This window comes from Mycobacterium sp. IDUB_24 (assembly GCF_055419385.1).
Map to the genome: position 1 here is coordinate 980410 of NZ_JBVAXO010000001.1, position 22306 is coordinate 1002715.

Consider the following 22306-nt stretch of genomic DNA (forward strand, 5'->3'; position numbering starts at 1 on the left):
CCGGGCCGATGATGCATCGCTGCGCGGCCAGTATGTCGAGTATCCGATTGGGGGCTACTCCCCTTCGATGCGTTCCACCATACGCACGTCGGCGGGGCCGGTGCAAACCGTCCCCGCCGAAAGTGCTTATTCGACAATAAGTTTGGGGATCGACACGAGAAAGTTCGGGTCCCCTGACGCGCTGGTTCAGCTACCCACATATTCGGCGAGGTGCTGGCCTGTCAGCGTTTCACGCTTGGCCACCAGGTCGGCCGGGGTGCCCTCGAAGACGATGCGACCGCCGTCGTGTCCGGCTCCCGGACCCAGGTCGATGATCCAGTCGGCATGCGCCATCACCGCCTGATGATGCTCGATCACGATCACCGACTTCCCCGAATCCACCAACCGGTCCAACAATCCGAGCAACTGCTCGACGTCGGCCAGGTGTAGGCCGGTGGTCGGCTCGTCGAGGATGTAGGTGTCGGCCTTGTCAGCGCCGGTATCCCCGAGCCGGGATGCCAGCTTGAGCCGCTGCCGCTCGCCGCCGGACAACGTGGTCAGCGGCTGCCCGAGCGTCAGATAGCCCAGGCCCACATCGGCCATCCTGGACAAGATCTTCTGTGCGGCAGGCACTTTGGCCTCGCCATCGCCGAAAAACTGCTCGGCTTCACCGACCGGCATCGCCAGTACCTCGGCGATGTCGCGCCCGCCGAGGGTGTACTGCAACACCGAGGCGCCGAATCGCCTGCCCTCACATTCCTCGCACGTCGTCTCGACGGTGGCCATCACCCCGAGGTCGGTGTAGATCACCCCGGCGCCGTTGCACGTCGGGCAGGCGCCCTCGGAGTTCGAGCTGAACAGCGCCGGTTTGACGTCGTTGGCCTTCGCGAAGGCTTTACGGATCGGGTCGAGCAGGCCCGTGTAGGTGGCCGGGTTACTGCGGCGCGAGCCGCGGATCGGGCTCTGATCAACCACCACCACGCCGTCGCGGCCGGCCACCGAGCCGTCGATCAACGAACTCTTGCCCGAACCTGCCACGCCGGTGATCACCACCAGTGCGCCCAGCGGGATGTCGACGTCCACATCGCACAGATTGTGGGTGTCTGCCCCGCGGATCTCCAACGCACCGTTGGTTTTCCGCACCTCGTCTTTCAGGGTTGCGCGGTAACCGAGGTGCCGGCCGGTCACGGTGTCACTGCCCCGCAGGCTCGCCACACTGCCTTCGAAGACCACCTCACCCCCGGCCGATCCGGCGCCGGGTCCCAGGTCGACGACATGGTCGGCGATCGAGATCGTCTCGGGCTTGTGCTCGACGACCAGCACGGTGTTGCCCTTGTCGCGCAGGGCCAGCAGTAGGTTGTTCATCCGGGCGATGTCGTGCGGGTGCAGGCCGATCGTTGGCTCGTCGAAGACGTAGGTGACGTCGGTCAGGGAGGAGCCCAGGTGACGGATCATCTTGACGCGCTGAGCTTCTCCACCGGACAGGGTGCCCGCAGGGCGATCCAGCGACAGATAGCCCAACCCGATCTCGACGAATGAGTCCAGCGTGTGCTGCAATGCGGTCAGAAGTGGCGCCACTGATTTCGCTTTGTCAGTATCTTTGACCGTCCCGAGCCACTCGGCCAGATCGGTGATCTGCATCGCGCAGACCTCGGCGATGTTGACGCCGCCGATCTTCACCGAGCGCGCGGCCTCCGACAGTCGGGTGCCGTCACACTCCGGGCAGGTGGTGAACGTGACCGCGCGCTCGACGAACGTCCGGATGTGCGGTTGCATGGCCTCGACGTCCTTGGCCAGGAACGACTTCTGGATCTGCGGGATCAGCCCGAGATAGGTGAGGTTGACCCCGTCCACCTTGAGCTTGGTCGCCTCCTTGTGGAGTAGTGCGTCGAGTTCCTTCTTGGTGAACTTGTTGATCGGTTTGTCCGGATCGAAGAAGCCGCAGCCGCGGAAGATCCGGCCGTACCAGCCGTCCATGCTGAAGCCGGGGATGGTCAGCGCGCCCTCGTTCAGCGACTTGGTGTCGTCGTACAGCGCGGTCAGGTCGATGTCGTTGACCGCACCGCGACCCTCACACCGCGGACACATCCCGCCGACGATCTTGAAGTCACGCCGTTCCTTGACGGTGCGGCCGCCCTTCTCGAGCGTCACCGCGCCCGCCCCGCTGATCGAGGCCACATTGAACGAAAAGGCTTGTGGCGAACCGATATGCGGAGTACCCAGCCGGCTGAACAAGATGCGCAGCATCGCCCCGGTGTCGGTGGCCGTGCCGACGGTGGAGCGCGGGTCGGTGCCCATGCGCTGCTGATCCACGATGATCGCGGTCGTCAGCCCTTCGAGCACGTCGACATCGGGGCGGGCCAGGTTCGGCATGAAGCCCTGCAGGAAGGCACTGTAGGTCTCGTTGATCAACCGCTGAGATTCCGCGGCGATCGTGTCGAATACCAGTGAGCTCTTGCCCGACCCCGAGACGCCGGTGAACACCGTCAACCGGCGCTTGGGCAACTCGATGTCGACGTCCTTGAGGTTGTTCTCCCGGGCACCGGTGACCCGGATCAGATCGTGACTGTCGGCGGGATGGGTCTTGGTGGTCATCGGCTAGGGCAACTCCTGGATACGGACCATGTTTCCGGCGGGATCGCGAAGAGCGCAGTCGCGAACACCGTACGGCTGTTCGGTCGGTTCCTGGACCACCTCGATGTCTCCGGCCTGCACCTTCTCAAAAGTACTGTCTAGGTCTTTGGTGGCGAGCAGGAGTGTGCCGAAGGTGCCCTTGGCCATCATCTCGGAGATCATGCGGCGCTCGTCGTCGGTGAGGCCGGGGGTGGCGGTCGGTGGGTACAGGACGACGGATGTGTCGGGCTGATTCGGCGGACCGACCGTGATCCAGCGCATCCGGTCCTTGCCGACGTCGAGGCGGACCTCGAAGCCGAGGATGTCGCGATAGAACGCGAGGGATTCTTCCGGATCGTCGAGCGGCAGCATGCTTGAGTGAATGGTGAGTTCCATGCTTTTCACGCTAGGTGGAGGCGGGTGGCGGGCGCTTCTCGATTCCTGACCGGTTTGGTGACCTGTTTCTCCATGCACGACGGCAGGCCGTCGGTCACCGTGGCGGTCTGCTCGCGATATCGGCTGGGCGGGATGCCGACGAGTTCGGTGAATCGGGTGCTGAACGTGCCGAGCGAGGAACAACCGACGGCGAAGCACACCTCGGTGACAGACATGTCGCCGCGGCGCAGCAGCGCCATCGCACGCTCGATGCGACGGGTCATCAGATACGAATACGGTGACTCGCCGTAGGCGATCTTGAACTGTCTGCTGAGGTGTCCGGCCGACATGTTCACCCCGCGCGCGAGGGCTTCGACATTCAGCGGCTGCGCGTATTCGCGGTCGATGCGGTCCCGGACCCGGCGCAGCAGCTTGAGATCTCCCAGCTGTCGGTCGGTCACATCGCGATCGTACGGCCCGGGCATGTTCAGGGCCCCAGCCGATACACCGCGCCGGCGTAGTCGTCGGTGATGTAGACCGCGCCGTCGGGGCCCGCGACCGCAGCCACCGGGCGTCCCCAGCGGGCGCCGTCCGCGGCCTGGAAACCGCCGACCAGGGTCTGCTGCGGGCCCAATGTGCCGTTGTGCCAACCGAAGAATGACACCTCGGGCGCCTGCGGTGACCGCCGGTTCCAGGAGCCGTGCACCCCGACCAACGCGCCGGGGCCGTAACCGGGGAGTTCGGCGAAGCTCATCCCCAGCGGGGCGGAATGCGCGCCCAATGTCTGCTCTACCGGTGCCAGCGCCGCACAGTCCATCTTGCTGCCGTCGGTGTTCGTCTCGATGTCCCGGATGAACCGGGCGGGTGGTCCGCCGTCGGGATTGCAGTACGGCCAACCCAATTCGCGCCCCGGGGTCACCTTGGCCACCGATTCCGGCGGGTGATCGTCCACATAGTCCTGTCGCACCCGGCCCTGCGGATCGGCCACGTTGTCGCGGTTGTTCACCGCAGTCCACAGCGATCCGTCCGGAGCGAGGGCCAGACCCGTCCCGTTGCGCACCCCCGTGGCGAACGGGGCCGCCGGGCCACCACCGGGTGGTACCCGCATGATCGTGGCCCGCGGCGGAGTGGCGGCGCGGTCCTCGGCGGAGGTATTGCCGGTCGAACCGATCGAAAAGTAGACCGCGCCATCGGATCCCACGACCACACTCTTGAGGGCATGGGAGTAGGCGCCGTGCAGTTCAGGGCTCTTGGCGTCGGGTAGATCACCGGCGATCGTGCGGCGGTTGACGGCGCGGCCGCCGACGTAGTCGTAGGCGTCGATTCGGTTGCTCTCGGCGACGTACAGCGTGGGGCCGGCGAAGAAGAGTCCGTGTGGCTGCTCCAGCCCGTCGAGCAGGGTGCGCCGGTCGGGGCGCACCGTCAGTACCTGCCCGGTGGCCGGCACCGACACCAGCAGCGCGCCGTCCGGGGCGAACGTGGCCATCCGGGCCTTCGGCACCCTGGCGATCACCTCGATGTTCCAGCCCTTCGGGATCAACGCCCGGCGAGGTTCATCGAGTGGGGCTTGGGCAAGGTCCTCCGGTACCTGGAGGGGCGCAGCTGCCAGCCCGGCGGGCGGCGCGCTCGACGCCGGTGCTGGTGCGGTGTCCGGGCCGCTTCCACACGCGGCCAGGCTGACCGCGGTGACCAGTGCGATCGCGCTACGCGCCGCCAAGACCCGCATTCATCTCCCAGACCAGGATCTCGGCTTCGGTGCCGGCTGTGACCTGTCCGCCCGAATCGGTGAGCCGGGCGGCGTCACCCTCGGCGAGCGGCCCGGATCCGTCCAGCGTGACGGTGCCGCGTGCGACGAACAGATGGACGTAACGGGCCTGCGGCAGTTCGACCGAGTCGCCGGGCTGCAGGCGGGCGCCGTACAGAGTGGCATTGCGGTTGCCCAGGGTGACCGCCGCGTCGATGGCCCCGGAGGCGATCGGCGTCAACGTGTTGGCCAGTTCAATCTCCTGCTGCTGATAGCTCGGCGTCACCCCGGCGGTATCCGGGAGCGCCCACATCTGGACGAAATGCACGGGCTCACCGGAAGATCCGTTCTTCTCGGAATGCTGCACGCCGGTGCCCGCCGACATCCGCTGGGCCAGACCCGGGTAGATCACCCCTGAGTTGCCCATCGAATCCGCGTGCGCCAATTGACCCGACAGCACCCAGGTGACGATTTCCATGTCCCGGTGCGGGTGGGTGTCAAAGCCGGCGCCCGGCGCAACGATGTCGTCGTTGTTCACCAGCAACAGACCGTGGTGGGTGTTGGCCGGGTCGTAGTAGTCGGCGAAGGAGAACGAGTGCCGCGATTGCAGCCAATCTGTCGTGCTCGCCCCGCGGTCGTCCCCGCGTCGGATGTCGACTCTGGACGTCCCGGAAGCCATGGCGCCAGCCTACCGACGGCCTTGGCTGACCAACCGGTGGATCGGGCGAGGCGGGGGCCTAGTGTGTTGGACGTGGAACTCAACGGAGCAAGCGCCATCGTCACCGGTGGCGCATCAGGTATCGGCGCGGCGACCGCCCGCCAGTTGGCCGCCAAGGGAGCCCGCGTCATCGTGGCTGACCTGCAGGCGGACAAGGGCGAGGCCCTCGCCAAAGAGATCGGCGGCATCTTCGTCACCGTCGACGTCACCAACACCGACCAGATCATCGATGCGGTCAAGACTGCCGCGGACCTCGGCCCGCTGCGCGCCCTGGTGAACTCGGCCGGCGTCGGCTGGGCCCAGCGCACCATCGGCAAGGACGGTGAGTTCTCCTCGGCTCACGACCTCGGCCTGTACAAGAAGGTGCTCGACATCAACCTGGTCGGCACCTTCGACTGCATTCGTATCGCCGCCACCCAGATGAGCAAGAACGAGCTCACCGACACCGGTGAGCGCGGCGCGATCGTCAACATGACCAGCGTTGCGGCCTTCGACGGCCAGATCGGCCAGGCGGCCTACTCGTCGTCCAAGGGCGGCGTGGTCGGCCTGACCCTGCCGGTGGCCCGTGATCTGTCCGCGGTGGGCATCCGGGTCAACACCGTGGCGCCGGGACTCATCGACACCCCGATCTACGGGGAAGGAGAGGCGTCGGAGGCGTTCAAGGCCAAGCTCGGCGAGTCGGTGCTCTTCCCGCACCGTCTGGGTAAGCCCGACGAGCTGGCCTCCATGGTCGTCGAGCTGCTGACCAACTCCTACATGAACGCCGAGGTCGTCCGCGTCGACGGCGGCATCCGGATGCCACCCAAGTAACCCTCGCGAACAGTCACAAACCTGCCCCTTTTCGCTTGAAAAGGGGCAGGTTTGTGTCTGCTGGGCAGAATCGTCGGGTGACCGATACCTGGTGGGGCGACGCGCTGCTCGGCCTCGGGGCCGCCCTGTTGCTGAGCTGGCTCGTCCTCGTCATCGTGCTGCTCATCGTGCGGCCGCGCGGAAACCTGCTCGGTGAGGCCCTGCGAATACTTCCGGACCTGCTGCGCCTGATCCCGCGCCTGGCCGGCGACACGTCGTTGCCTCGTGGCCTACGTGTCCGGTTGGCGCTGTTGGTGGTCTACCTGGCGCTGCCCATCGATCTGATCCCCGATTTCATCCCGGTCCTCGGCTACGCCGACGACGCAATCATCGTCAGCGGGGTGCTGCGGAGCGTGGTGCGCCAAGCCGGACTCGATGCCGTTCGGGCGCACTGGCCGGGCACCGATGACGGGTTCCATGCCTTGGTGCGATTGACCGGCCTCAAGTAACTCTCGCGGCAAAAACAAGATCCCCCTTTTCGACGCTGAAAAGGGGGATCTTGAGGCTGATCGGCGGAGAGAGAGTTACCAGTCCGACTCGTCGAACTTGATGACGCCGCGAATGTTGTTGCCGTCCAACATGTCCTGGTAGCCCTGGTTGATGTCTTCGAGCTTGTAGGTACGCGTGATCATGTCGTCGATGTTGAGCAGGCCCGACTTGTACAGCGCCGTCAGGCGAGGCGTCTCGACATGCGAGTTGCCACCACCGAAGATGTTGCCCTTCAACGTCTTCTGCAACATGGTGAACAGGAAGAGGTTGAGCTTGACGTCGGCATCCATCATCGACCCCATGCCCGTCACCACGCAGGTGCCGGTCTTGGCGGTGAGGATCATCGCTTCTTCGATGTATTCGCCCTTCATATCGCCGACGGCGATGATGACCTTGTCCGCCATCAAGCCCCAGGTGGTCTCGATGACCGGCGCGATGGCCTCGGCCATCGAAGCGTAGACGTGGGTGGCGCCGAACTTGATGGCCTGCTCGCGCTTCCATTCGTTCGGGTCGATGGCGATGACGTGCTTGGCGCCGGAGATCACCGCGCCCTGCAGGGCACTCATACCGATACCGCCGACGCCGACGATGATGACGGTTTCACCGGGCTTGACGTCGGCGACGTTGGTGGCCGAGCCGAAGCCGGTGGGCACCGCGCAGCCCATGATGGCCGCGGTCTCGAACGGGATGTCCTTGTCGATCTTGACGACCGAATCCTTGTGCACGGTCATGTACGGCGCGAAGGTGCCGAGCAGGTTCATCGGCGACACGTCACGACCACCGGCGGTGATGCGGCTGGTGCCGTCGGCGATGGCCTTGCCACCGAGCAGGACTGCGCCGCGGTCACACAGCGAGCGGAAGCCCTTCAGACATGGCGGGCATTCACCACAGGCCGGGATGAAGGCGAGGATGACGTGGTCGCCCTCTTCGATGCCGGTGACGTTCTTGCCGACCTTGGTGACGACGCCGGCGCCCTCATGGCCGCCGAGCGCGGGCAATGCCATCGGAGTGGCACCGGTGGTCAGGTGGTAGTCCGAGTGGCACATGCCCGCGGCGTGCATCCGGATCTGTACTTCGTCGGCGACAGGATCACCGAGGTCGATCTCGTCGACCTGGAATGGCGAGTTGAGTTCCCACAGCAGGGCGCCTTTGGTCTTCATGGGGGCGATAATAGAACAGGTTGCAGTACTGCCAGGTAACCGGCCTCTGACCTGCATCTATTCAAGCTTGATTTCGTTGTTGGTAGACGGGCGAGACACGTGTCAAGCGGACGAAGTGATCACTCGGACATCCAGCGATGAAAAGTGAGGCTGCGGTCGGTCTATCCACCATGACCCAGAAAAACCCCAGCATCAACGCAAGCATCGTCCCGAATCTGTGGTTCGACCGGGAGGCCGAGCAGGCCGCTCAGCACTACATCGCCGCATTCGGCGGCAATGGCCGCGTCGTCAACACCATCGCCTCCCATCCCGAGTCGCCTTCTCCGCAGGATGTCCCGGTCGTGGTCGAGTTCGAACTGTCCGGGCAGCGCTTCGTCGGGATCAACGGCGGCCCGCAGTTCACCTTCACCGAGGCGATCTCCCTGGAGGTGCGTGTCACCGGGCAGGAGGAACTCGACCGGCTCTGGACGGCGCTGGTCGACGGCGGCGAGGAACTGCCGTGCGGATGGCTCAAGGACAAATACGGGCTGGCCTGGCAGATCACGCCGACCGAGTACTACGACCTGCTGGACAAAGGGAACTCTGAGGCTGAGGCCCGCTTGATGTCCGCAGTGCTGAAGACCTTCGGCAAGTTCAACATCGCCGAACTGCAGGCGGCCTACCGCGGGGCATAGACCGCGGCGGTGGCTCAGTGGAGGCCGAGCGGTCCGGCCAGCTCGGCAAGCGCAGGAACCAGCTTGTCGGATCCGGTCAGGACCTGCACGGCCACGTGGTTCGCGCCGGCGGCCAGATGCTCGTTGAGTCTGGCCGCGAGGGCATCAGTACTGCCATATGCGACAAGAGCGTCGATCAGGGCATCGCTGCCGGGCGTCGCGACGTCGGTGTCGGTGAACCCCAACCGCTTCCAGTTGTTCACGTAGTTGGTCCCCTTCAGATAGATGTCGAGGGCCTTGCGCCCGACGGACCTTGCCTGCGCAGCGTCGCTGGTGAGCACCACCTTGTGCGCCGGGGCGATGAACGCATCCGGTCCGACCAGGGCACGCGCCTGGGCAGTGTGCTCCGGGGTGGTCAGATAGGGATGGGCTCCCGCGCTCCGGCGTGCGGCCAGTTTGAGCACCTGTGGGCCGAGCGCGGCGACAACGCGGCGGTCCTCGGGCACCCCGTACTCGTCGAGTTTGTCCAGGTACTCGGTGAGCGCGTGGTAGGGCTTCTTGTACTCGGCAACCAGCTCGGGGTGCCCGGCGCCGATCCCGAGCAGGAACCGCTCGGGGTGGGCTGCCTCGATGCGGTGGAACGACTCCGCAACCGGACCGGCGGCGGACGCCCAGATGTTGACGATGCCCGTGGCCACTTGCAGTTTCTCGGTTGACTCCAAGACCGACTCAACCCAGTCGAGTTGGGCCGGCGGCGAGCCACCGGCCCAGATGGCGCCATAGCCGAGCGCTTCGATGTCCCTCAGTTGTGCGGCAGTCAGTTGCTTCCACTGCCTGAACAGGCCGAAGACGCCGAAGGTGCCCAGAGTCGGGTTCGTCATGGCTCGGTCAACCTGCCTTGCTGCAGTTGGGTGTGGTGGGCACGCCGTTGAAGCGGTCGGCGATCCAGGCCATGCTCCGCTCGCCGTCAACGAAGGCGGTCAGGAGTGAATTGGCATCCGTCTTGTTCAGGAAAGGTGGTTGCTCGTTGGTCCACAACGTGACGTCGGCTCCGAGCGCGCACCAATCTCTCGCGGTGGTCACAACCGATTCATATGGCGCGAAGGAGTCCCAGCGATTGTGTGAAAGGTACACCGGTCCAGTGGGTTTCACGTTCCCGATTCGCTGCATCGCCAGAATCGAGTTGAGCGGCTCCTCCCGCACCGATCGATAGAGGTCCTTCGTGAACCATGGCTGCAGATGGCGGAACGCGTAGTTGATGCCAGTTTGGATCATGCACTGCCGGCTGGTGTTGGCCAACATCTCCACACCGCGCGGGGTGAGGGAATCGGTAATCGGTTGTCTCATATCGGGATACGCTTCTTGAATCCCTCGCAGCACCCACCCGAGGGATCCGGCGAGCTGGTTCCCGTCAAGGGGCGGCAGCATGCTGGGCAGATCGGTCGTCGCGCCGTTGGCATAGGTCCCGACGACGTTGAGCTCGGGTGCGTACGCGCCGGCCAGCTCGGCCGCTGCCAGCGCAGCATGTCCGCCGCCGGCCAGCCAGCCCCAGAAGGCGACGGGACCGTGCGGGTCCAACGTGGTGCCGGGCAGTTTCATGGCTGCCCGCGCGGCGTCGTTGAGTGCCGTCCCGCCTGCGACCCGGTTCAGGAACTGTGGCGCCATCGGACCGTGCACGCCCAGTCCGACACCGTCTGTGACGACTATGGCGAAGCCGCGCGCCAGCAACGTCGCGATGAATCCTTCCTCGAGATTGAACATCAGGTCGAAACCCGTGTCCAAAGAGGCATGGATGCCTTGGTTGAACAGGCGAGAGGGAGCGCACTGTTCCCCCATTCCGTACGGGGCTGTGGCGTAGGCCAGCAACGGGCGGGGTCCACCGCCGGGCCAGGAGACGTCCGGTTCGATGTAGGTACCCGTGACTGCCACGGGGTGACCCTGAGCATCGGTGCTGCGATACATGATTCGCGTCCCGGTACCAACGAATGAGCCCAATTGTCCGGAAGGCTCCAGAACCAGCCTGGAAGGCTCCGTTCGGATGAGATCACCCGGTACGCCCGCGGGTAAGGGATCCGGCGGAGTGTAGAACGCCAGATACTGTGATTCGTCAGCTCGAGCGACCGGCGCATTCAACGAAAACGGCGCTGACGCAAGAACACACAGGGCGACGATTACCGCCCTGACCCAGATCGGCGGACAGGGAATCATCGTTGGCTTCCTTTGGTTGGGCTGGTGGTACGACGGATGGTTGGTGTGATCGGGTGTGAAGGCCGAGCGTGTCGACTAACCGAGCAACGCGGCGAGTTCCCTCGCGAATACGGTGATGGCGTGATCGCCGGCGTCGAGTACGCCCGCCAGCAATGGGAAGCTGTGCGGCATGCCCTCGTACTCGTGGGCGCGAACCTTGACGCCGGACACGGCAAGCCTTTTCCCGTAGCGGTCCGCATCGTCGGCAACGGGATCCACCTGGGCACTGACGATCACGGCCGGCGGGGCGCCTACGAGCTCCTGCGTCAGCAGCGGTGAGGCGAGGCTCGACTGACGGTCGCCGATCTCGGGTATGTACATGTCGTAAGCCCATTCGAGTGCGGTCCGGGTCAGGAATGGGCCGTTCTTGTACCGGTCGACCGAGTCGCTGCTCATCGTGGCATCGAGTGCGGGACACAGCAGACCTTGGGCCTTGACCGAAGGACCTTGCTCACGAGAGGCAAGCGCAACACTTGCCGCCAGCGCGCCCCCGGAGGAATCGCCGGCGACCGCCAGAGCCTCGACATCGATACCAAATCGATCGGAATGCTCACTCACCCAGGAAAATGCGTCGGCGGCGTCATGGTGAGCACGGGGAAACCGGTCTTCTGGGGCCAGGCGGTATGCGACGGAAACTACGATGAGTTCACCCCGCACGCAGAGCTTTCGGCAGAGCCGATCGTGGGTGTCCAGGCTTCCGCGTACGAATGCCCCGCCATGTAGATAGACAACGCCCGGCAGCGAAGCGCCGGAAACTGGTGGGTGGTAGCTGCGTGCCGCGATCGACCCGTGGCGGACAGGGATCATGAAATCAGTGACAGTGCAGCCTGTTTCGATGTCACCCGCCAACGAGACCAGATTCTCGCCGGACTGCCGGTAGGCGGCGATCGGCATCTCCCACGGCTGTGCAGCGGGACGCTCTGACAAGGCCTGCAGCAGCTGCTGGACCTGCGTGTGCAGCGCACTCATGCGTCGGCTCGGAGTTTGCCGCGTCCTCTGTACTCCGGCTCCAATTCCACTGATAGACCTCCAGTTTCGGGCGGGCCGCCTTCCAGGCCTCGCGGTGGATCCGAGCGTGCACCATGCGTTGGTGATAGTCAACACATTGTCGATTTCCCATCGACGGTGATACAGGGCGAATCGGTCGCCCAAAGTGGACACACTGTTGACTAGTCTCGACTGTGAGTCTAATCTCAATCTTGCCAAGGCCGTGACACCGAACACCGGCGCACGGCGTCACAACCACAAAAGAGGATTGACATGGCCACGAGATCGGACGTCGACCAGATCCAACCGTCGACTTCACGCGATGGCGAGAGCTACGTGTCCCACCGTGAGGACATCCACTTCAACATGACCGGTGACTTCATGACGGGCGTGGATTTCTGGATCCACGCAACCGGTGAGACCACCAGCGGCCAGCTGATCGTCATCGAGACCAATTGGGTGCGCGGCACCGAACCGGTCTGGCACATCCATCACCGGGAAGAAGAAGGCTTCTTCGTGATGGACGGCGAGATCAAGATCCACACCGAGGCCGGTTCGTACAACGCCAAGAAGGGCCAGTTCGTCTGGGGGCGCAAAGATCAGCGGCACACCTATGAGGTGGTCGGTGACGAAGCGCGGATTCTCGTGGTGTTCGTGCCCGGGCCCGACAGCAATGGGTTCGAGCCCAACGGCGGTATCGACAAGTACTTCTACGAAGCGCGCGATCGTGAGCTCAGGACGCCTGAGCAGCTGCAGGCCGAGGTCGAGAACCTGAAGGTCAACTACGGCCTGGAGATGTTCCCCGAAATTCCGCATCCCCGCGAGAACGCGTGAGCGTGGTTGTCGTTTCGGATATTTGGCTTTACTGACCATTGGAGTTGCTGTGACCATCGATGTATCTCTTGACACCGTTCCGCATTGGATCGGCGGCGCGGCCGTCTCCTCGACGGAGGGGCCGCGAGCCGAGATCCATGACCCCGCTACGGGGAGCGTGATCGGGGCAGTTGTGTTGGGCGGTGCCGATGCCGTCGACGAAGCGGTGGCCAGTGCGCGAGCAGCGGCGGTGGCCTGGGCCGATACGCCCAGCCCCGCCCGCGCGGCGGTACTGCATCGCTTCCGGGTGTTGCTGCACGAGCAGGTGGACGACTTGGCGTCGATCATCACCGCCGAACAGGGCAAGACGCTTGCAGATGCCCGGGGAGAAGTGGCGCGCTCGATCGAAGCCGTCGACGTCTCCCTTTCGCTGGTGCAGCAACTCAAGGGCGAGTACGCCGAGCAGGTTGCCAACGGGGTCGACACGTACTCCTTCCGGCAACCGCTCGGCGTGTGCGCCGGCATCACACCGTTCAACTTTCCGGTCATGGTGCCGGTGTCGATGTTCGCCGCCGCCATTGCGTGCGGGAACGCGTTCGTGCTCAAGCCAAGTGAACAGGTGCCGTCGGCATCGGTGCGGTTGGCGCAGATCGCGAGCGAGGCGGGATTGCCCGACGGCGTGCTCAACGTCGTGCACGGCGGGGTGGAGGCAGCCGAGGCACTCATCGACCATCCCGACGTCGCAGCGGTGTCCTTCGTCGGGTCTACCCCGGTCGCACGCGCGATCTACCGGCGCTCGGCCGAGGCCGGCAAGAAGGTGCAGGCCCTCGGGGGCGCCAAGAACCACATGGTGGTGATGCCCGACGCAGACCTCGATGCCGCGGCCGATGCGCTGGTTTCGGCGGCTTACGGGGCCGCGGGTCAGCGATGCATGGCCGTGACGGTCGCGGTCGCCGTCGGTTCGGCGGCAGATGCGTTGGTGGCCAAGGTTGCCGAGCGCGCCAACGCGTTCACGGTGGGGCCGGGCGCGGCGTCGGGTACCGACATGGGGCCGTTGATCTCAGAGGGCGCACTCGATCGGGTCCGTGGGGCGCTGCAACGCTCCGTCGAGCAAGGCGGCCAACTGATCGTTGACGGCCGTGAACGGACAGCTCCGGGAGCCGGTTACTTCATCGGTCCCAGTCTCGTCGACCGTGTCCGCGTCGAGAGCGACCTCTACCGCGACGAAGTGTTCGGACCGGTCCTCAGCGTGCTGCGCGCCGAAGATCTCGAGCAGGCCCTGCAGATCGTCAACGACAACCCCTACGGGAACGGCGCCATCATCTTCACCGGCAGCGGCACGGCTGCGCGTCGATTCAGCCGGGGTGTACTGGCCGGCAGCGTAGGGATCAACGTGCCTATCCCCGTGCCGATCTCCTGGTTCGGCTTCGGCGGATGGGGAGACTCGCGCTTCGGAGACGACGGGCTCAACTACGACGGATACCGCTTCTACACGAGGTCCAAAGTCGTCACCCAGCGTTGGACCGAGCCCCGGCCCGGTCTTGCCCCGCACTTCGTCGCGGCAGGCAGCCAGTGACCTCGCCACCCGCCACTCTCCCTCGACTCGACCACGTCGGCATCCTGGTACGCGACCTGGACTCGGCACTCACGCACTGGGCCAATCGGTTTGGGGTTGATGTCGCTCGCGCGGTGGAGGTTCCGGCCATGGGCCTCAGCGCGGCGTTCCTCAATATTTCCGGCGCAGAGGTCGAGCTGTACACCCTGCACGACCTGGACGCGCTTGACGTAGCCCTCTATGGAGCACCGGCGAAACTCGACCACGTAGCACTACGGCTACACCGCGCCGACGGTCCCGAACTCGCGGGCTGCGCCATCCGCGGGCCTGGGCGCGCGGAGCCGATCGACGCACCGATTCTGATGGGAGACGCCACCCATGTCTGGACCGAGCCCCCCGGCATCGATGTTCTTCTCCAGCTGATCCGGCCGAGCGAGTGAGATCTCGATCTATATCCGTTGCACCACAGGCGGTCTCGCCAGGAGGCCGGCCGCAAACGAATCACCTTAGAAAAGGAGTGAACATGGGACGCATGGAAGGAAAGGTCGCGCTGGTCACCGGCGCGGCCCGAGGCCAGGGCCGCGCACACGCCATCCGCCTTGCCCAGGAAGGTGCGGACATCCTCGCCTTCGACTGCCCGGCGAATGGAGGGGTTCCCTATCCCGTCGGCACGGCGGCTGACCTCGAGATCACGGTCAAGGAAGTCGAGGCGCTGGGCCGGCGAATCATTGCGCACCAAGGCGACGTTCGCGAGCAGGCCGCGCTGGACAAGCTGGTCGCCGAGGGCGTGCAGGCCTTCGGCGGACTCGACGTGGCAGTGGCCAACGCCGGCATCTGGACTGTGCACCCGTTCGCGGACATTCCCGAGGACGAGTTCCTGGATGTGCTCAACGTCAACATCATGGGGCCCTGGCGCACGCTGAAAGCGGTAACTCCCGCCATGAAGGCGCGCGGAGGTGGCTCGGTGATCATCACCTCGTCCGGCAATGGCGTCGAGGGGTCTCCCCATTACGTGCACTACGTGGCGTCGAAGCATGGCGTACTCGGTTTGGCGAAGAGTGCGGCACTCGAGTTCGGCCAGTACGGCATCCGAGTCAACTCGCTGCTTCCCGGGCCGACCGATACTCCCGCCCTGGATTGGCAAGGCGGCTATGACCTTTGCGCGGGCAAGGGCCCGGGTAACGGCGTCAAAGAGGACCTACAGGGCGCGAAGTACTGGGCGGTTCTCCGGGACGTGGGCCTCCTGCCGCCGCAGGCCATGAGCGAGGCGGTGCTGTGGCTGGCATCCGACGAATCACGATGGACGACAGGCCTCGAGATGTTGGTGGAGGGCGGTCACATGCTCATGCCGGGGCTGAACATGACGAAAATGGCCCTGGACAACCAATAGCGTCCGAGCAGCCCTGGAAGTCAGATAAGCCCTCTGTGAAGGCGTCGATCACGCCTTTGCAGAGGGCTTGCGGCGTCGAGCGGGTTTCTTGGCGGGCTTCCACTCAAGGCCATAGACCGTCCGCAGCCAGATCGTCGTCACGGTTTCGGCCATGTCCTCCAACGGGATTGCGTTCTCGCTGCGCAGACTCATCAAGGCGAGGTTGCGCTCGCCCATCCACATCAACGCGGCGGCCAAAGATCTGGCCGGCGGCCCCGCGATGGCGATACCGGCGGCTCTGTCGCGCTCGATGCTGGCAGCCGATGCGTCGATGAACCGGCCGAGGATCGTGTCCCACTGCGTCTGCAAGTCCGGCTCGGCCGCAGCGGCGTCACCTACTTCACGAAGAACGTGACCATGCTGTTCCCAGACCTGAATGACTTCCTTGACCGCGTGCTCGATGGCCGCCTCCGGCGGCATGCCTGCCGGCCGCTCAAAAATCAGTTGCGACGCCTGAAACACGTCGGCGGTGACCCGCGAGAGCAGCGCAGACAGTAGCTGCCACTTGGACTCGAAGTAGAAGTAGAACGACGACCGCGACAGTCCGGCGCGCTTGGTCAGATCGTCGATGGAGATGTTGCGCAGCGGCACCGTGCGCAACATGTCGTAGGCACCTTCGAGGATGGCTTGCTCGCGCCTGTCACCTTTGATGTTCCGGCGGCCCACCCGTGTTTCCGCGGTGCTCGAGCCAAAAGGTGAAGTGGACGCCATGTCAAACATGATAGGTCAGACCTACCACGAAGCCGCGGTGCCGCGGGTGGATGCATCGGCAAAGTATCGACGCTGTGTTGATAATACTCAACATGTAGTGCATACTGAGTCGGTTGCGCCGGCCTCCTGCTCGGATTCTGCCGCTGATCGCCTTGCGCTCAAACGGGATTCGCGCGCCGGCCGCGGAATGAAATGCTCTCTACCCGAAGCGGGAGTCAACCGTGTCCAACCTCGCCGACAATCTCGTCGCAACCGCTCACGTATACGGGGACCGGCCGGCCGTGAAGCTTGACGAGTACGTCGTGTCCTATCGTCAGCTCTATCACCACGCTTCGGCTGTCGCCGGGGACCTGCGAGCCCGGGGTGTGCTCCCGGGCGACCGGGTAGGCGTGGTGCTTCCAAACGTCCCCGCGTACCCAGTGTTGTTCTACGGCGCTCTGCTGGCCGGCGCGGTTGCAGTGCCGATGAATCCCCTGCTCAATGCTCGCGAGGTCGAGTACTACCTCACCGACTCTGGCATGTCACTGGTGTACGGATTGGACGGGAGCGATGCCGTCGTGTCGGCCGCGGCGGAGAAAGTCGGGATTCCTTCGGAACTGGTGCCCGCCACGGGACCAATGAACCTGTCCGGCAGCCCAATCTACGAAGCAACCACTCGAACCGACAGCGATACCGCCGTCATTCTCTACACCTCCGGTACCACCGGGAAGCCCAAGGGGGCAGAACTCACCCACGGGAACCTGTCGACCAACGCCGCGACGACAGTGGACACATTGATCGAAGTAGGGCCGGAAGACGTGATCCTCGGTTGCCTGCCGTTGTTTCACGTCTTCGGCCTCACCTGCGGGCTCAATGCAGCGGTCGAAGCCGCGTCCCTGCTCACCCTTGTCCCTCGCTTCGAGGCCACCAAGGTTTTGCAGGTCCTGGCCCGCGATCGGGTGACGGTTCTCGAGGGTGTGCCGACCATGTACGCCGCGATGTTGCACTCTCCCGATGCGGACAACACGGACATGTCCTCGCTGCGCACGTGCATCACCGGTGGTGCGGCCATGCCCGTCGAAATTCTCAAAGCGTTCGAGCAGAAGTTCGACTGCGAGATCTACGAAGGGTACGGACTCTCGGAGACGGCACCCATCGCCTGCTTCAACCAGCCAGGGCATCAACGCAGACCGGGCACCATCGGGATACCCGTGCGGGGCTGCGCGCTGCGGATCGTCGGCGACGACGGCGAGGACATTCCCGACGGCGTGCCAGGCGAGATCGCCATCCAGGGCGAGAACCTCATGAAGGGATACTGGAACCGGCCTGAGGCAACCGCCGAAGCCATCCCCGACGGGTGGTTTCGTACCGGAGACATCGCCATTCGCGATCGCGACGGGTACTACACCATCGTCGACCGGAAGAAGGATCTGATCATCCGGGGCGGATACAACGTCTATCCCCGCGAAGTAGAGGAAGTCCTCTACGAACATCCTTGCGTCGCCGAAGCGGCGGTGATCGGCATCAAACACGCAGACCTCGGGGAGGAGATCGGCGCGGCCGTGGCACTCAAACACGGGGCATCTGCGGAAGCCGAAGAATTGAAGACCTTCGTCCGGGAACGACTCGCCGCGTACAAATACCCCCGCGAAATCTGGTTCGTCGACTCGTTGCCCAAGGGGCCGACCGGGAAGATCCTCCGGCGTGAAGTGCAGCCTCCCAATCCGACCAAGATCGACTGATGCACTGGCGATTTCAGGCAGAAAGGCGAGGCTCGACGCCGCCACGTCGAGCCTCGCCTCGCTTCGTCAATCGACGTGCGCAGGAACGGGCGCGACCTGGATGACCGCTTTTCCTCGAGTGCCGCCGGACAGTGCCTGATTGAGGGTTTCCCGAGCGTTCTCCAGTCCGTCGACGATGGTCTCGTCGTACGTCAGCGAGCCTTCGCCCAGTGCCGCCGCGAGCTTGCCGATGATCTCGCCGTAGCGTTCGACGTGGTCGGTAACGATGAAGCCCCGCAGGGTAGCTCGCTGCATCAGCAGCTGATTTGCGTTACGCAGGCCGGGTTGGTCGCTGTCTTCGTTGTACGTGTCGTACTCCGAGATCAGGCCACACAGCGACACTCGTGCGCCGATGTTCAGCCGGCCCAGGACATGATCCATTATCGGGCCACCTACGTTCTCGAAGTCGACGTCAACGCCGTCGGGAGTCGCGTCGTCGAATAGCTCGCGCCAGTTGTCCGCGTGCCGGTCGACGCATGCGTCAAAGCCTAGTTCCTCCACTAAGTGTCGGCACTTTTCGACACCGCCGGCGATGCCGACCACGCGAGCGCCACACTGCTTCGCCAGCTGTCCGGCGATAGAACCGACCGCCCCGGCAGCGGCTGAAACAACAACCGTCTCGCCTGGCTGGGGATCGCCAAGCTCGACACCGATGAACGCTGAAATACCCGTGTGGCCCAGTACTCCGAGGAACGCGGGAAGCGGCGCCGGCAGCGGGTCGGGAAGAACCGTGAACGGAAATTCGAGAACGGAATCGTCAGCGACGCAATAGTCTTGCCAGCCGGTGAAGCCGAGCACGTACGCTCCGACCGGCAGATCGTCACGGCGACTTTCAATGACCTGTCCGACACCGAGGCCTCGCATCACCGCACCCAACTCAACCGGTGGGATGTAGGAACGCAACTGACTCATCCAGACCCGATTTGTGGGATCGAGTGAGAGGTACAGGGTGCGGACCAGCGCCTGTCCTTCGTCAATTTCCGCGATGGGCTCCTCGACCCACACAAGATCCGTCTCGGTGACCTGGCCTTGCGGTCGGCTCTGCAGGCGAAAGAGCCGGTTGATGGGCATTTTCATAACGGATCCTCTTCGTCACAGGTGGCGGGGTGGTGGTCATCATGCGTCGCACCTGCCGCGACCCAGGGAAGCGGCAAAGACCACCAGCGAGAATAGACCAGACGTCGATACTAATCAACGGTCCGTCGATATTACGGCTGGTGACGATCTTGTAGCCGACCAGTGCGCCTGGGCGGCATCGGATTTGGAAAGTATCGACACACTGTTGACTATTAACGACGTATGGTGCACTCTCGATTTTGGCACCCGGCTGTGACGGCAGTCGACCAAGAGATGGAGGCGACGCATGAACATACAAACGGCCAACCGCGCAACGGTTGAGCGATTCTGGAAGGCCCTTGATGACGGCCCACCGCGCGGTGAGGCTTTGGAGGCTTGGAAGGACACCTTCGCCGAGGACGGCGTCTGGGAAATGCCATTCGCTCCCGAGCCCCTCGCCGACACCGTGCCAGGCCGGCACCTCATCGGTCATTTCATCGACTGGTTCTTCGACTCCGTGCCGGATCTCCGCATCGATTCACTGACCGTGCATGACACCACTGATCCGGAACTGTTCATTCTGGAACTGCACGGGAAGGCGACGGTCACGCAGACCGGCAAGATCTACGCCAATACCTATTGCACCCACATGCGGATCCGGGACGGCAAAGTTGTGCTGATTCGCGAGTACTTCAACCCCAACGTCGTGCTCGAGGCCTTCGGGCGCGATGTGATCGCCGAGGGCATGTCAGCTGTGATGGCGGCCGCCGGAGTGGGGGTCGGACAGTGAAGTTGGAGCCGGAGTTCAGCTACACCGCAGAGCTGGCCGAACCTCAAATCGTCGGCCCGGGACCTTACGGACTACGCCAAGTCCTCGCTGTCACCGGCGGCAAGGTCACCGGCAAACGATTCAGCGGAACCGCCGCTCCCGGCGGCGGAGACTGGCTACTGGCCGGCGAGGACGGCTACGGCCGCCTCGATGTCCGCGCCCAGTTCTACACCGACGACGGCGCAGTCATCTACATGAGCTACCAAGGCCTGGTCGAAGTCACCGAAGCCGCCGCAACCGCACTCGGCGGCGGCACCACCGGCACCGACTTCGGCGACCATTACTTCGTCACCACCCCACGCCTGGAGTCCGGAGACCCCAGATACTCCTGGGTCAACCAAACCATCTTCGTCGGCCAAGGGCGCGTGCAACCCGGACCCGTCGTTGAATTCCAGGTCTTCCGAGTCGCGGCTTGATCGGCGCCTAGAGCACCGCGGGCAGCCCGAAACTCTCGAACAGCGAGGGCTCCATGAACGCCACCACATGGGAGATGCCGTCCTGGCCGACGTCAAGGACGTGCAGCTGAAAGGCATCGTGCCGGCCCGTCTCGGGATTCAGCAGGTACATCGCCGCGGCGGGCTGGCCATTGGCGCTCGTGGCGATGAACCGCATGTCCCCGGCCTTCTCGGCCGGGCACTTGTAGCGGGACAGGTCGCCGATGGCCTGCGGCCCCTGATACCAGGTATCGAACGGCGGCATCTCCCAGATGGCCTCGGCGGTGAACAGCTCGACGAGCTTGTCGATGTCGTAAGCCTCGAAGGCGGCCATGTAATTGCGCAGGAGATTCTGTGCGTGCGGGGAATCCGGCGGATCGATCGCATCATCCTGGCTGGGGCCCACCGCGTCGAGCTGGGCGCGGGCGCGCTGCAACAGGCTGTTGACCGCCGCTGTCGAAGTTCCGATGGCGCCGGCCACCTCCGCGGCCTTCCACTGCAGCACCTCGCGCATCACCAGCACCGCACGCTGGCGGGCGGACAGGTGCTGCAGCGCCGCGACGAATGCGAGTCGCACCGAATCCCGGGTCCCCACGATCGTGCCGGGATCCGCCGGGTCGTCGGTGGAATCGGGGAGAGGCTGCAGCCAGGGGATCTCGTGGTGCTCGGAAATCTCATCGGTGGGCGACGAACTGGGATTGCCCAGGCCTGAGGGCAGCGGACGGCGTTGTCTGCCCTCCAACGCTGTCAGACAGGTATTGGTGGCGATGCGATACAACCAGGTGCGCACCGAGGACTTGCCCTCGAAACCCCCGTACGCCTTCCAGGCGCGCAGATAGGTTTCCTGCACCAGATCCTCGGCATCGTGCAGCGAGCCGGTCATCCGGTAGCAGTGAGCCAGCAGCTCACGGCGGTAGCGCTGGGCATCAGCCAGGAACGCATCGGCCGGGCTGTCGTCATCGAGGCGATGAGCGAGGACCGTCACATTCGCGAGCTTACGCAGCACCACCGACAACTACGACCGGAAAATGTCCGACCAGTGCGGCTACGCTCGCCAGGGTGACCAGCACGCGCAGTGAACAGACTTTCGACGGCGTCGGCGGGGTCCGCATCGTCTACGACGTATGGACACCCGACACCGCACCGCGCGGCGTCGTCGTCCTCTCCCACGGCCTGGGCGAGCACGCCGGCCGTTACCACCACGTCGCGCAGCGGTTCGGCGACGCCGGGCTGGTGGTCTACGCCCTGGACCACCGCGGCCACGGCCGTTCCGGCGGCAAGCGGGTGTACCTGCGCGACATGTCCGAGTACGTCGGCGACTTCCACACGCTGGTCGGCATCGCCGCCGCCGAGTACCCGCAGCTCCCACGCCTCGTGCTGGGGCACAGCATGGGCGGCGGCATCGTGTTCAGCTACGGCGTCGAATATCCCGACGAGTACTCCGCGATGGTGCTGTCCGGGCCCGCGGTGGCCGCGCAGGCATCGGTGTCGTCGGTACTGGCGGCCGTGGCCAAGGTGCTCGGCAAGGTCGCGCCCGGGCTACCGGTGGAGAACCTCGACGCCAATGCGGTGTCCCGTGACCCCGAGGTGGTGGCGGCCTACAAAGCCGATCCGTTGGTGTGGCACGGCAAGGTCCCCGCAGGCATCGCGCGGGCATTGATCATCGTGGGGGAGACCATGCCGCAGCGGGCCTCGGCACTGACCGCGCCGCTGCTGGTGGTGCACGGGGAGAAGGACCGCCTGGTGCCCGTCGAGGGCAGCCACCGCCTTGTCGAGTGTGTGGCCTCGGAGGACGTGCACCTGAAGGTCTACCCCGGTCTGTTCCACGAGGTGTTCAACGAGCCCGAGAAGGGGCTGGTCCTCGACGACGTGACGTCCTGGATCGAGACGCACCTGTGAGAAAGC

Annotated in this window: 22 protein-coding genes and 1 pseudogene; 11 read left to right on the forward strand and 12 right to left on the reverse strand. The window is 64.7% G+C overall.

Annotated features, from left to right (window positions below):
- Window positions 1-186: 186 nt before the first annotated feature.
- From ACZYZF_RS04830 to ACZYZF_RS04850, 5 genes are read right to left on the reverse strand one after another with little or no spacing between them, the layout of a single operon-like run.
- Window positions 187-2574: an ATP-binding cassette domain-containing protein gene (locus tag ACZYZF_RS04830; RefSeq protein ID WP_463834703.1), complete on the reverse strand. Its 2388-nt coding sequence runs from the start codon at window positions 2572-2574 to the stop codon at window positions 187-189.
- Window positions 2575-2577: 3 nt separating this feature from the next.
- Window positions 2578-2988, reverse strand: coding sequence for a VOC family protein (locus ACZYZF_RS04835; protein WP_463743288.1), 411 nt, complete (start codon window positions 2986-2988; stop codon window positions 2578-2580).
- Window positions 2989-2993: 5 nt separating this feature from the next.
- Window positions 2994-3452, reverse strand: coding sequence for a helix-turn-helix transcriptional regulator (locus ACZYZF_RS04840; RefSeq protein WP_463834705.1), 459 nt, complete (start codon window positions 3450-3452; stop codon window positions 2994-2996).
- A 2-nt stretch (window positions 3453-3454) separates the two neighbouring features.
- Complete coding sequence (locus ACZYZF_RS04845) at window positions 3455-4693, reverse strand: PQQ-dependent sugar dehydrogenase (RefSeq protein ID WP_463834706.1); 1239 nt, start codon at window positions 4691-4693, stop codon at window positions 3455-3457.
- Window positions 4671-5390, reverse strand: a complete 720-nt coding sequence (locus ACZYZF_RS04850) for a pirin family protein (RefSeq protein WP_463743282.1) — start codon at window positions 5388-5390, stop codon at window positions 4671-4673. The genes ACZYZF_RS04845 and ACZYZF_RS04850 overlap by 23 nt, the downstream gene beginning before the upstream one ends.
- A gap of 72 nt (window positions 5391-5462) precedes the next feature.
- Here ACZYZF_RS04850 and ACZYZF_RS04855 point away from each other — a divergent pair, with 72 nt between their 5' ends.
- Both ACZYZF_RS04855 and ACZYZF_RS04860 read left to right on the forward strand, forming a co-directional pair.
- On the forward strand, window positions 5463-6239 hold the full coding sequence (locus ACZYZF_RS04855; RefSeq protein ID WP_167857662.1) for an SDR family NAD(P)-dependent oxidoreductase: 777 nt from the start codon (window positions 5463-5465) through the stop codon (window positions 6237-6239).
- Window positions 6240-6316: 77 nt separating this feature from the next.
- Entirely contained in the window at window positions 6317-6727 is a 411-nt protein-coding gene (locus ACZYZF_RS04860; protein WP_463834707.1) for a YkvA family protein, read from the forward strand.
- A gap of 75 nt (window positions 6728-6802) precedes the next feature.
- Here the strand turns inward: ACZYZF_RS04860 and ACZYZF_RS04865 are convergent, their stop codons facing one another.
- Entirely contained in the window at window positions 6803-7927 is a 1125-nt protein-coding gene (locus tag ACZYZF_RS04865; protein ID WP_463743280.1) for an NDMA-dependent alcohol dehydrogenase, read from the reverse strand.
- 170 nt (window positions 7928-8097) lie between these two features.
- Between ACZYZF_RS04865 and ACZYZF_RS04870 the strand changes: the two genes are divergently transcribed.
- On the forward strand, window positions 8098-8601 hold the full coding sequence (locus ACZYZF_RS04870) for a VOC family protein (RefSeq protein WP_463743279.1): 504 nt from the start codon (window positions 8098-8100) through the stop codon (window positions 8599-8601).
- 14 nt (window positions 8602-8615) lie between these two features.
- On the opposite strand, the gene ACZYZF_RS04875 is transcribed toward ACZYZF_RS04870, so the two are convergent.
- The 3 genes from ACZYZF_RS04875 to ACZYZF_RS04885 all read right to left on the reverse strand — a co-directional run bounded on the left by ACZYZF_RS04875 (window position 8616) and on the right by ACZYZF_RS04885 (window position 11796).
- A complete protein-coding gene (locus tag ACZYZF_RS04875; RefSeq protein WP_463743278.1) occupies window positions 8616-9461 on the reverse strand; it encodes an LLM class F420-dependent oxidoreductase in 846 nt (281 codons plus the stop codon).
- A 7-nt stretch (window positions 9462-9468) separates the two neighbouring features.
- Entirely contained in the window at window positions 9469-10788 is a 1320-nt protein-coding gene (locus ACZYZF_RS04880) for a lipase family protein (RefSeq protein WP_463834708.1), read from the reverse strand.
- A 75-nt stretch (window positions 10789-10863) separates the two neighbouring features.
- A complete protein-coding gene (locus ACZYZF_RS04885) occupies window positions 10864-11796 on the reverse strand; it encodes an alpha/beta hydrolase (protein WP_463743276.1) in 933 nt (310 codons plus the stop codon).
- A gap of 291 nt (window positions 11797-12087) precedes the next feature.
- Between ACZYZF_RS04885 and ACZYZF_RS04890 the strand changes: the two genes are divergently transcribed.
- From ACZYZF_RS04890 to ACZYZF_RS04905, 4 genes are all read left to right on the forward strand, one after another.
- The gene (locus ACZYZF_RS04890; RefSeq protein ID WP_463743275.1) at window positions 12088-12648 is read left to right on the forward strand and encodes a cupin domain-containing protein; all 561 of its coding nucleotides are present in this window, start codon (window positions 12088-12090) and stop codon (window positions 12646-12648) included.
- A 49-nt stretch (window positions 12649-12697) separates the two neighbouring features.
- Complete coding sequence (locus tag ACZYZF_RS04895) at window positions 12698-14203, forward strand: CoA-acylating methylmalonate-semialdehyde dehydrogenase (RefSeq protein WP_463743274.1); 1506 nt, start codon at window positions 12698-12700, stop codon at window positions 14201-14203.
- A complete protein-coding gene (locus tag ACZYZF_RS04900; protein ID WP_463834709.1) occupies window positions 14200-14622 on the forward strand; it encodes a VOC family protein in 423 nt (140 codons plus the stop codon). Before ACZYZF_RS04895 ends, ACZYZF_RS04900 begins: the two co-directional genes overlap by 4 nt.
- Window positions 14623-14705: 83 nt before the next feature.
- Window positions 14706-15572: a mycofactocin-coupled SDR family oxidoreductase gene (locus ACZYZF_RS04905; RefSeq protein WP_029106505.1), complete on the forward strand. Its 867-nt coding sequence runs from the start codon at window positions 14706-14708 to the stop codon at window positions 15570-15572.
- A gap of 48 nt (window positions 15573-15620) precedes the next feature.
- On the opposite strand, the gene ACZYZF_RS04910 is transcribed toward ACZYZF_RS04905, so the two are convergent.
- Window positions 15621-16331 carry a TetR/AcrR family transcriptional regulator gene (locus ACZYZF_RS04910; RefSeq protein WP_463743272.1) on the reverse strand — a complete coding sequence of 237 codons (711 nt, stop codon included), beginning with the start codon at window positions 16329-16331 and terminating at the stop codon, window positions 15621-15623.
- A gap of 212 nt (window positions 16332-16543) precedes the next feature.
- On the opposite strand from ACZYZF_RS04910, the gene ACZYZF_RS04915 reads away from it, so the two are divergent.
- Window positions 16544-18043 carry a long-chain-fatty-acid--CoA ligase gene (locus ACZYZF_RS04915; protein ID WP_463834710.1) on the forward strand — a complete coding sequence of 500 codons (1500 nt, stop codon included), beginning with the start codon at window positions 16544-16546 and terminating at the stop codon, window positions 18041-18043.
- 66 nt (window positions 18044-18109) lie between these two features.
- On the opposite strand, the gene ACZYZF_RS04920 is transcribed toward ACZYZF_RS04915, so the two are convergent.
- Window positions 18110-19159: an NADP-dependent oxidoreductase gene (locus ACZYZF_RS04920; protein WP_463834711.1), complete on the reverse strand. Its 1050-nt coding sequence runs from the start codon at window positions 19157-19159 to the stop codon at window positions 18110-18112.
- A 280-nt stretch (window positions 19160-19439) separates the two neighbouring features.
- On the opposite strand from ACZYZF_RS04920, the pseudogene ACZYZF_RS04925 reads away from it, so the two are divergent.
- Together ACZYZF_RS04925 and ACZYZF_RS04930 are read left to right on the forward strand one after the other, a co-directional pair.
- Window positions 19440-19928, forward strand: a pseudogene (locus ACZYZF_RS04925) (nuclear transport factor 2 family protein); the annotation flags it as partial.
- Window positions 19925-20383, forward strand: a complete 459-nt coding sequence (locus ACZYZF_RS04930) for a DUF3237 domain-containing protein (protein ID WP_463834712.1) — start codon at window positions 19925-19927, stop codon at window positions 20381-20383. The pseudogene ACZYZF_RS04925 and the gene ACZYZF_RS04930, both read left to right, overlap by 4 nt.
- A gap of 7 nt (window positions 20384-20390) precedes the next feature.
- Here the strand turns inward: ACZYZF_RS04930 and ACZYZF_RS04935 are convergent, their stop codons facing one another.
- Window positions 20391-21416, reverse strand: a complete 1026-nt coding sequence (locus tag ACZYZF_RS04935; RefSeq protein WP_463834713.1) for a sigma-70 family RNA polymerase sigma factor — start codon at window positions 21414-21416, stop codon at window positions 20391-20393.
- Between the two features lie 44 nt (window positions 21417-21460).
- Between ACZYZF_RS04935 and ACZYZF_RS04940 the strand changes: the two genes are divergently transcribed.
- A complete protein-coding gene (locus ACZYZF_RS04940) occupies window positions 21461-22300 on the forward strand; it encodes an alpha/beta hydrolase (RefSeq protein ID WP_463743266.1) in 840 nt (279 codons plus the stop codon).
- Window positions 22301-22306: the final 6 nt, after the last annotated feature.

What these genes read in the sequence shown, in the direction of transcription:
- ACZYZF_RS04850 (WP_463743282.1), bottom strand. Translation starts at nt 5,390, where the DNA reads ATGGCTTCCGGGACGTCCAGAGTCGACATCCGACGCGGGGACGACCGC.
- ACZYZF_RS04920 (WP_463834711.1), bottom strand. Translation starts at nt 19,159, where the DNA reads ATGAAAATGCCCATCAACCGGCTCTTTCGCCTGCAGAGCCGACCGCAA.
- ACZYZF_RS04885 (WP_463743276.1), bottom strand. Translation starts at nt 11,796, where the DNA reads ATGAGTGCGCTGCACACGCAGGTCCAGCAGCTGCTGCAGGCCTTGTCA.
- ACZYZF_RS04870 (WP_463743279.1), top strand. Translation starts at nt 8,098, where the DNA reads ATGACCCAGAAAAACCCCAGCATCAACGCAAGCATCGTCCCGAATCTG.
- ACZYZF_RS04890 (WP_463743275.1), top strand. Translation starts at nt 12,088, where the DNA reads ATGGCCACGAGATCGGACGTCGACCAGATCCAACCGTCGACTTCACGC.
- ACZYZF_RS04905 (WP_029106505.1), top strand. Translation starts at nt 14,706, where the DNA reads ATGGGACGCATGGAAGGAAAGGTCGCGCTGGTCACCGGCGCGGCCCGA.
- ACZYZF_RS04880 (WP_463834708.1), bottom strand. Translation starts at nt 10,788, where the DNA reads ATGATTCCCTGTCCGCCGATCTGGGTCAGGGCGGTAATCGTCGCCCTG.
- ACZYZF_RS04845 (WP_463834706.1), bottom strand. Translation starts at nt 4,693, where the DNA reads ATGCGGGTCTTGGCGGCGCGTAGCGCGATCGCACTGGTCACCGCGGTC.
- ACZYZF_RS04875 (WP_463743278.1), bottom strand. Translation starts at nt 9,461, where the DNA reads ATGACGAACCCGACTCTGGGCACCTTCGGCGTCTTCGGCCTGTTCAGG.
- ACZYZF_RS04910 (WP_463743272.1), bottom strand. Translation starts at nt 16,331, where the DNA reads ATGTTTGACATGGCGTCCACTTCACCTTTTGGCTCGAGCACCGCGGAA.
- ACZYZF_RS04865 (WP_463743280.1), bottom strand. Translation starts at nt 7,927, where the DNA reads ATGAAGACCAAAGGCGCCCTGCTGTGGGAACTCAACTCGCCATTCCAG.
- ACZYZF_RS04830 (WP_463834703.1), bottom strand. Translation starts at nt 2,574, where the DNA reads ATGACCACCAAGACCCATCCCGCCGACAGTCACGATCTGATCCGGGTC.
- ACZYZF_RS04840 (WP_463834705.1), bottom strand. Translation starts at nt 3,452, where the DNA reads ATGCCCGGGCCGTACGATCGCGATGTGACCGACCGACAGCTGGGAGAT.
- ACZYZF_RS04835 (WP_463743288.1), bottom strand. Translation starts at nt 2,988, where the DNA reads ATGGAACTCACCATTCACTCAAGCATGCTGCCGCTCGACGATCCGGAA.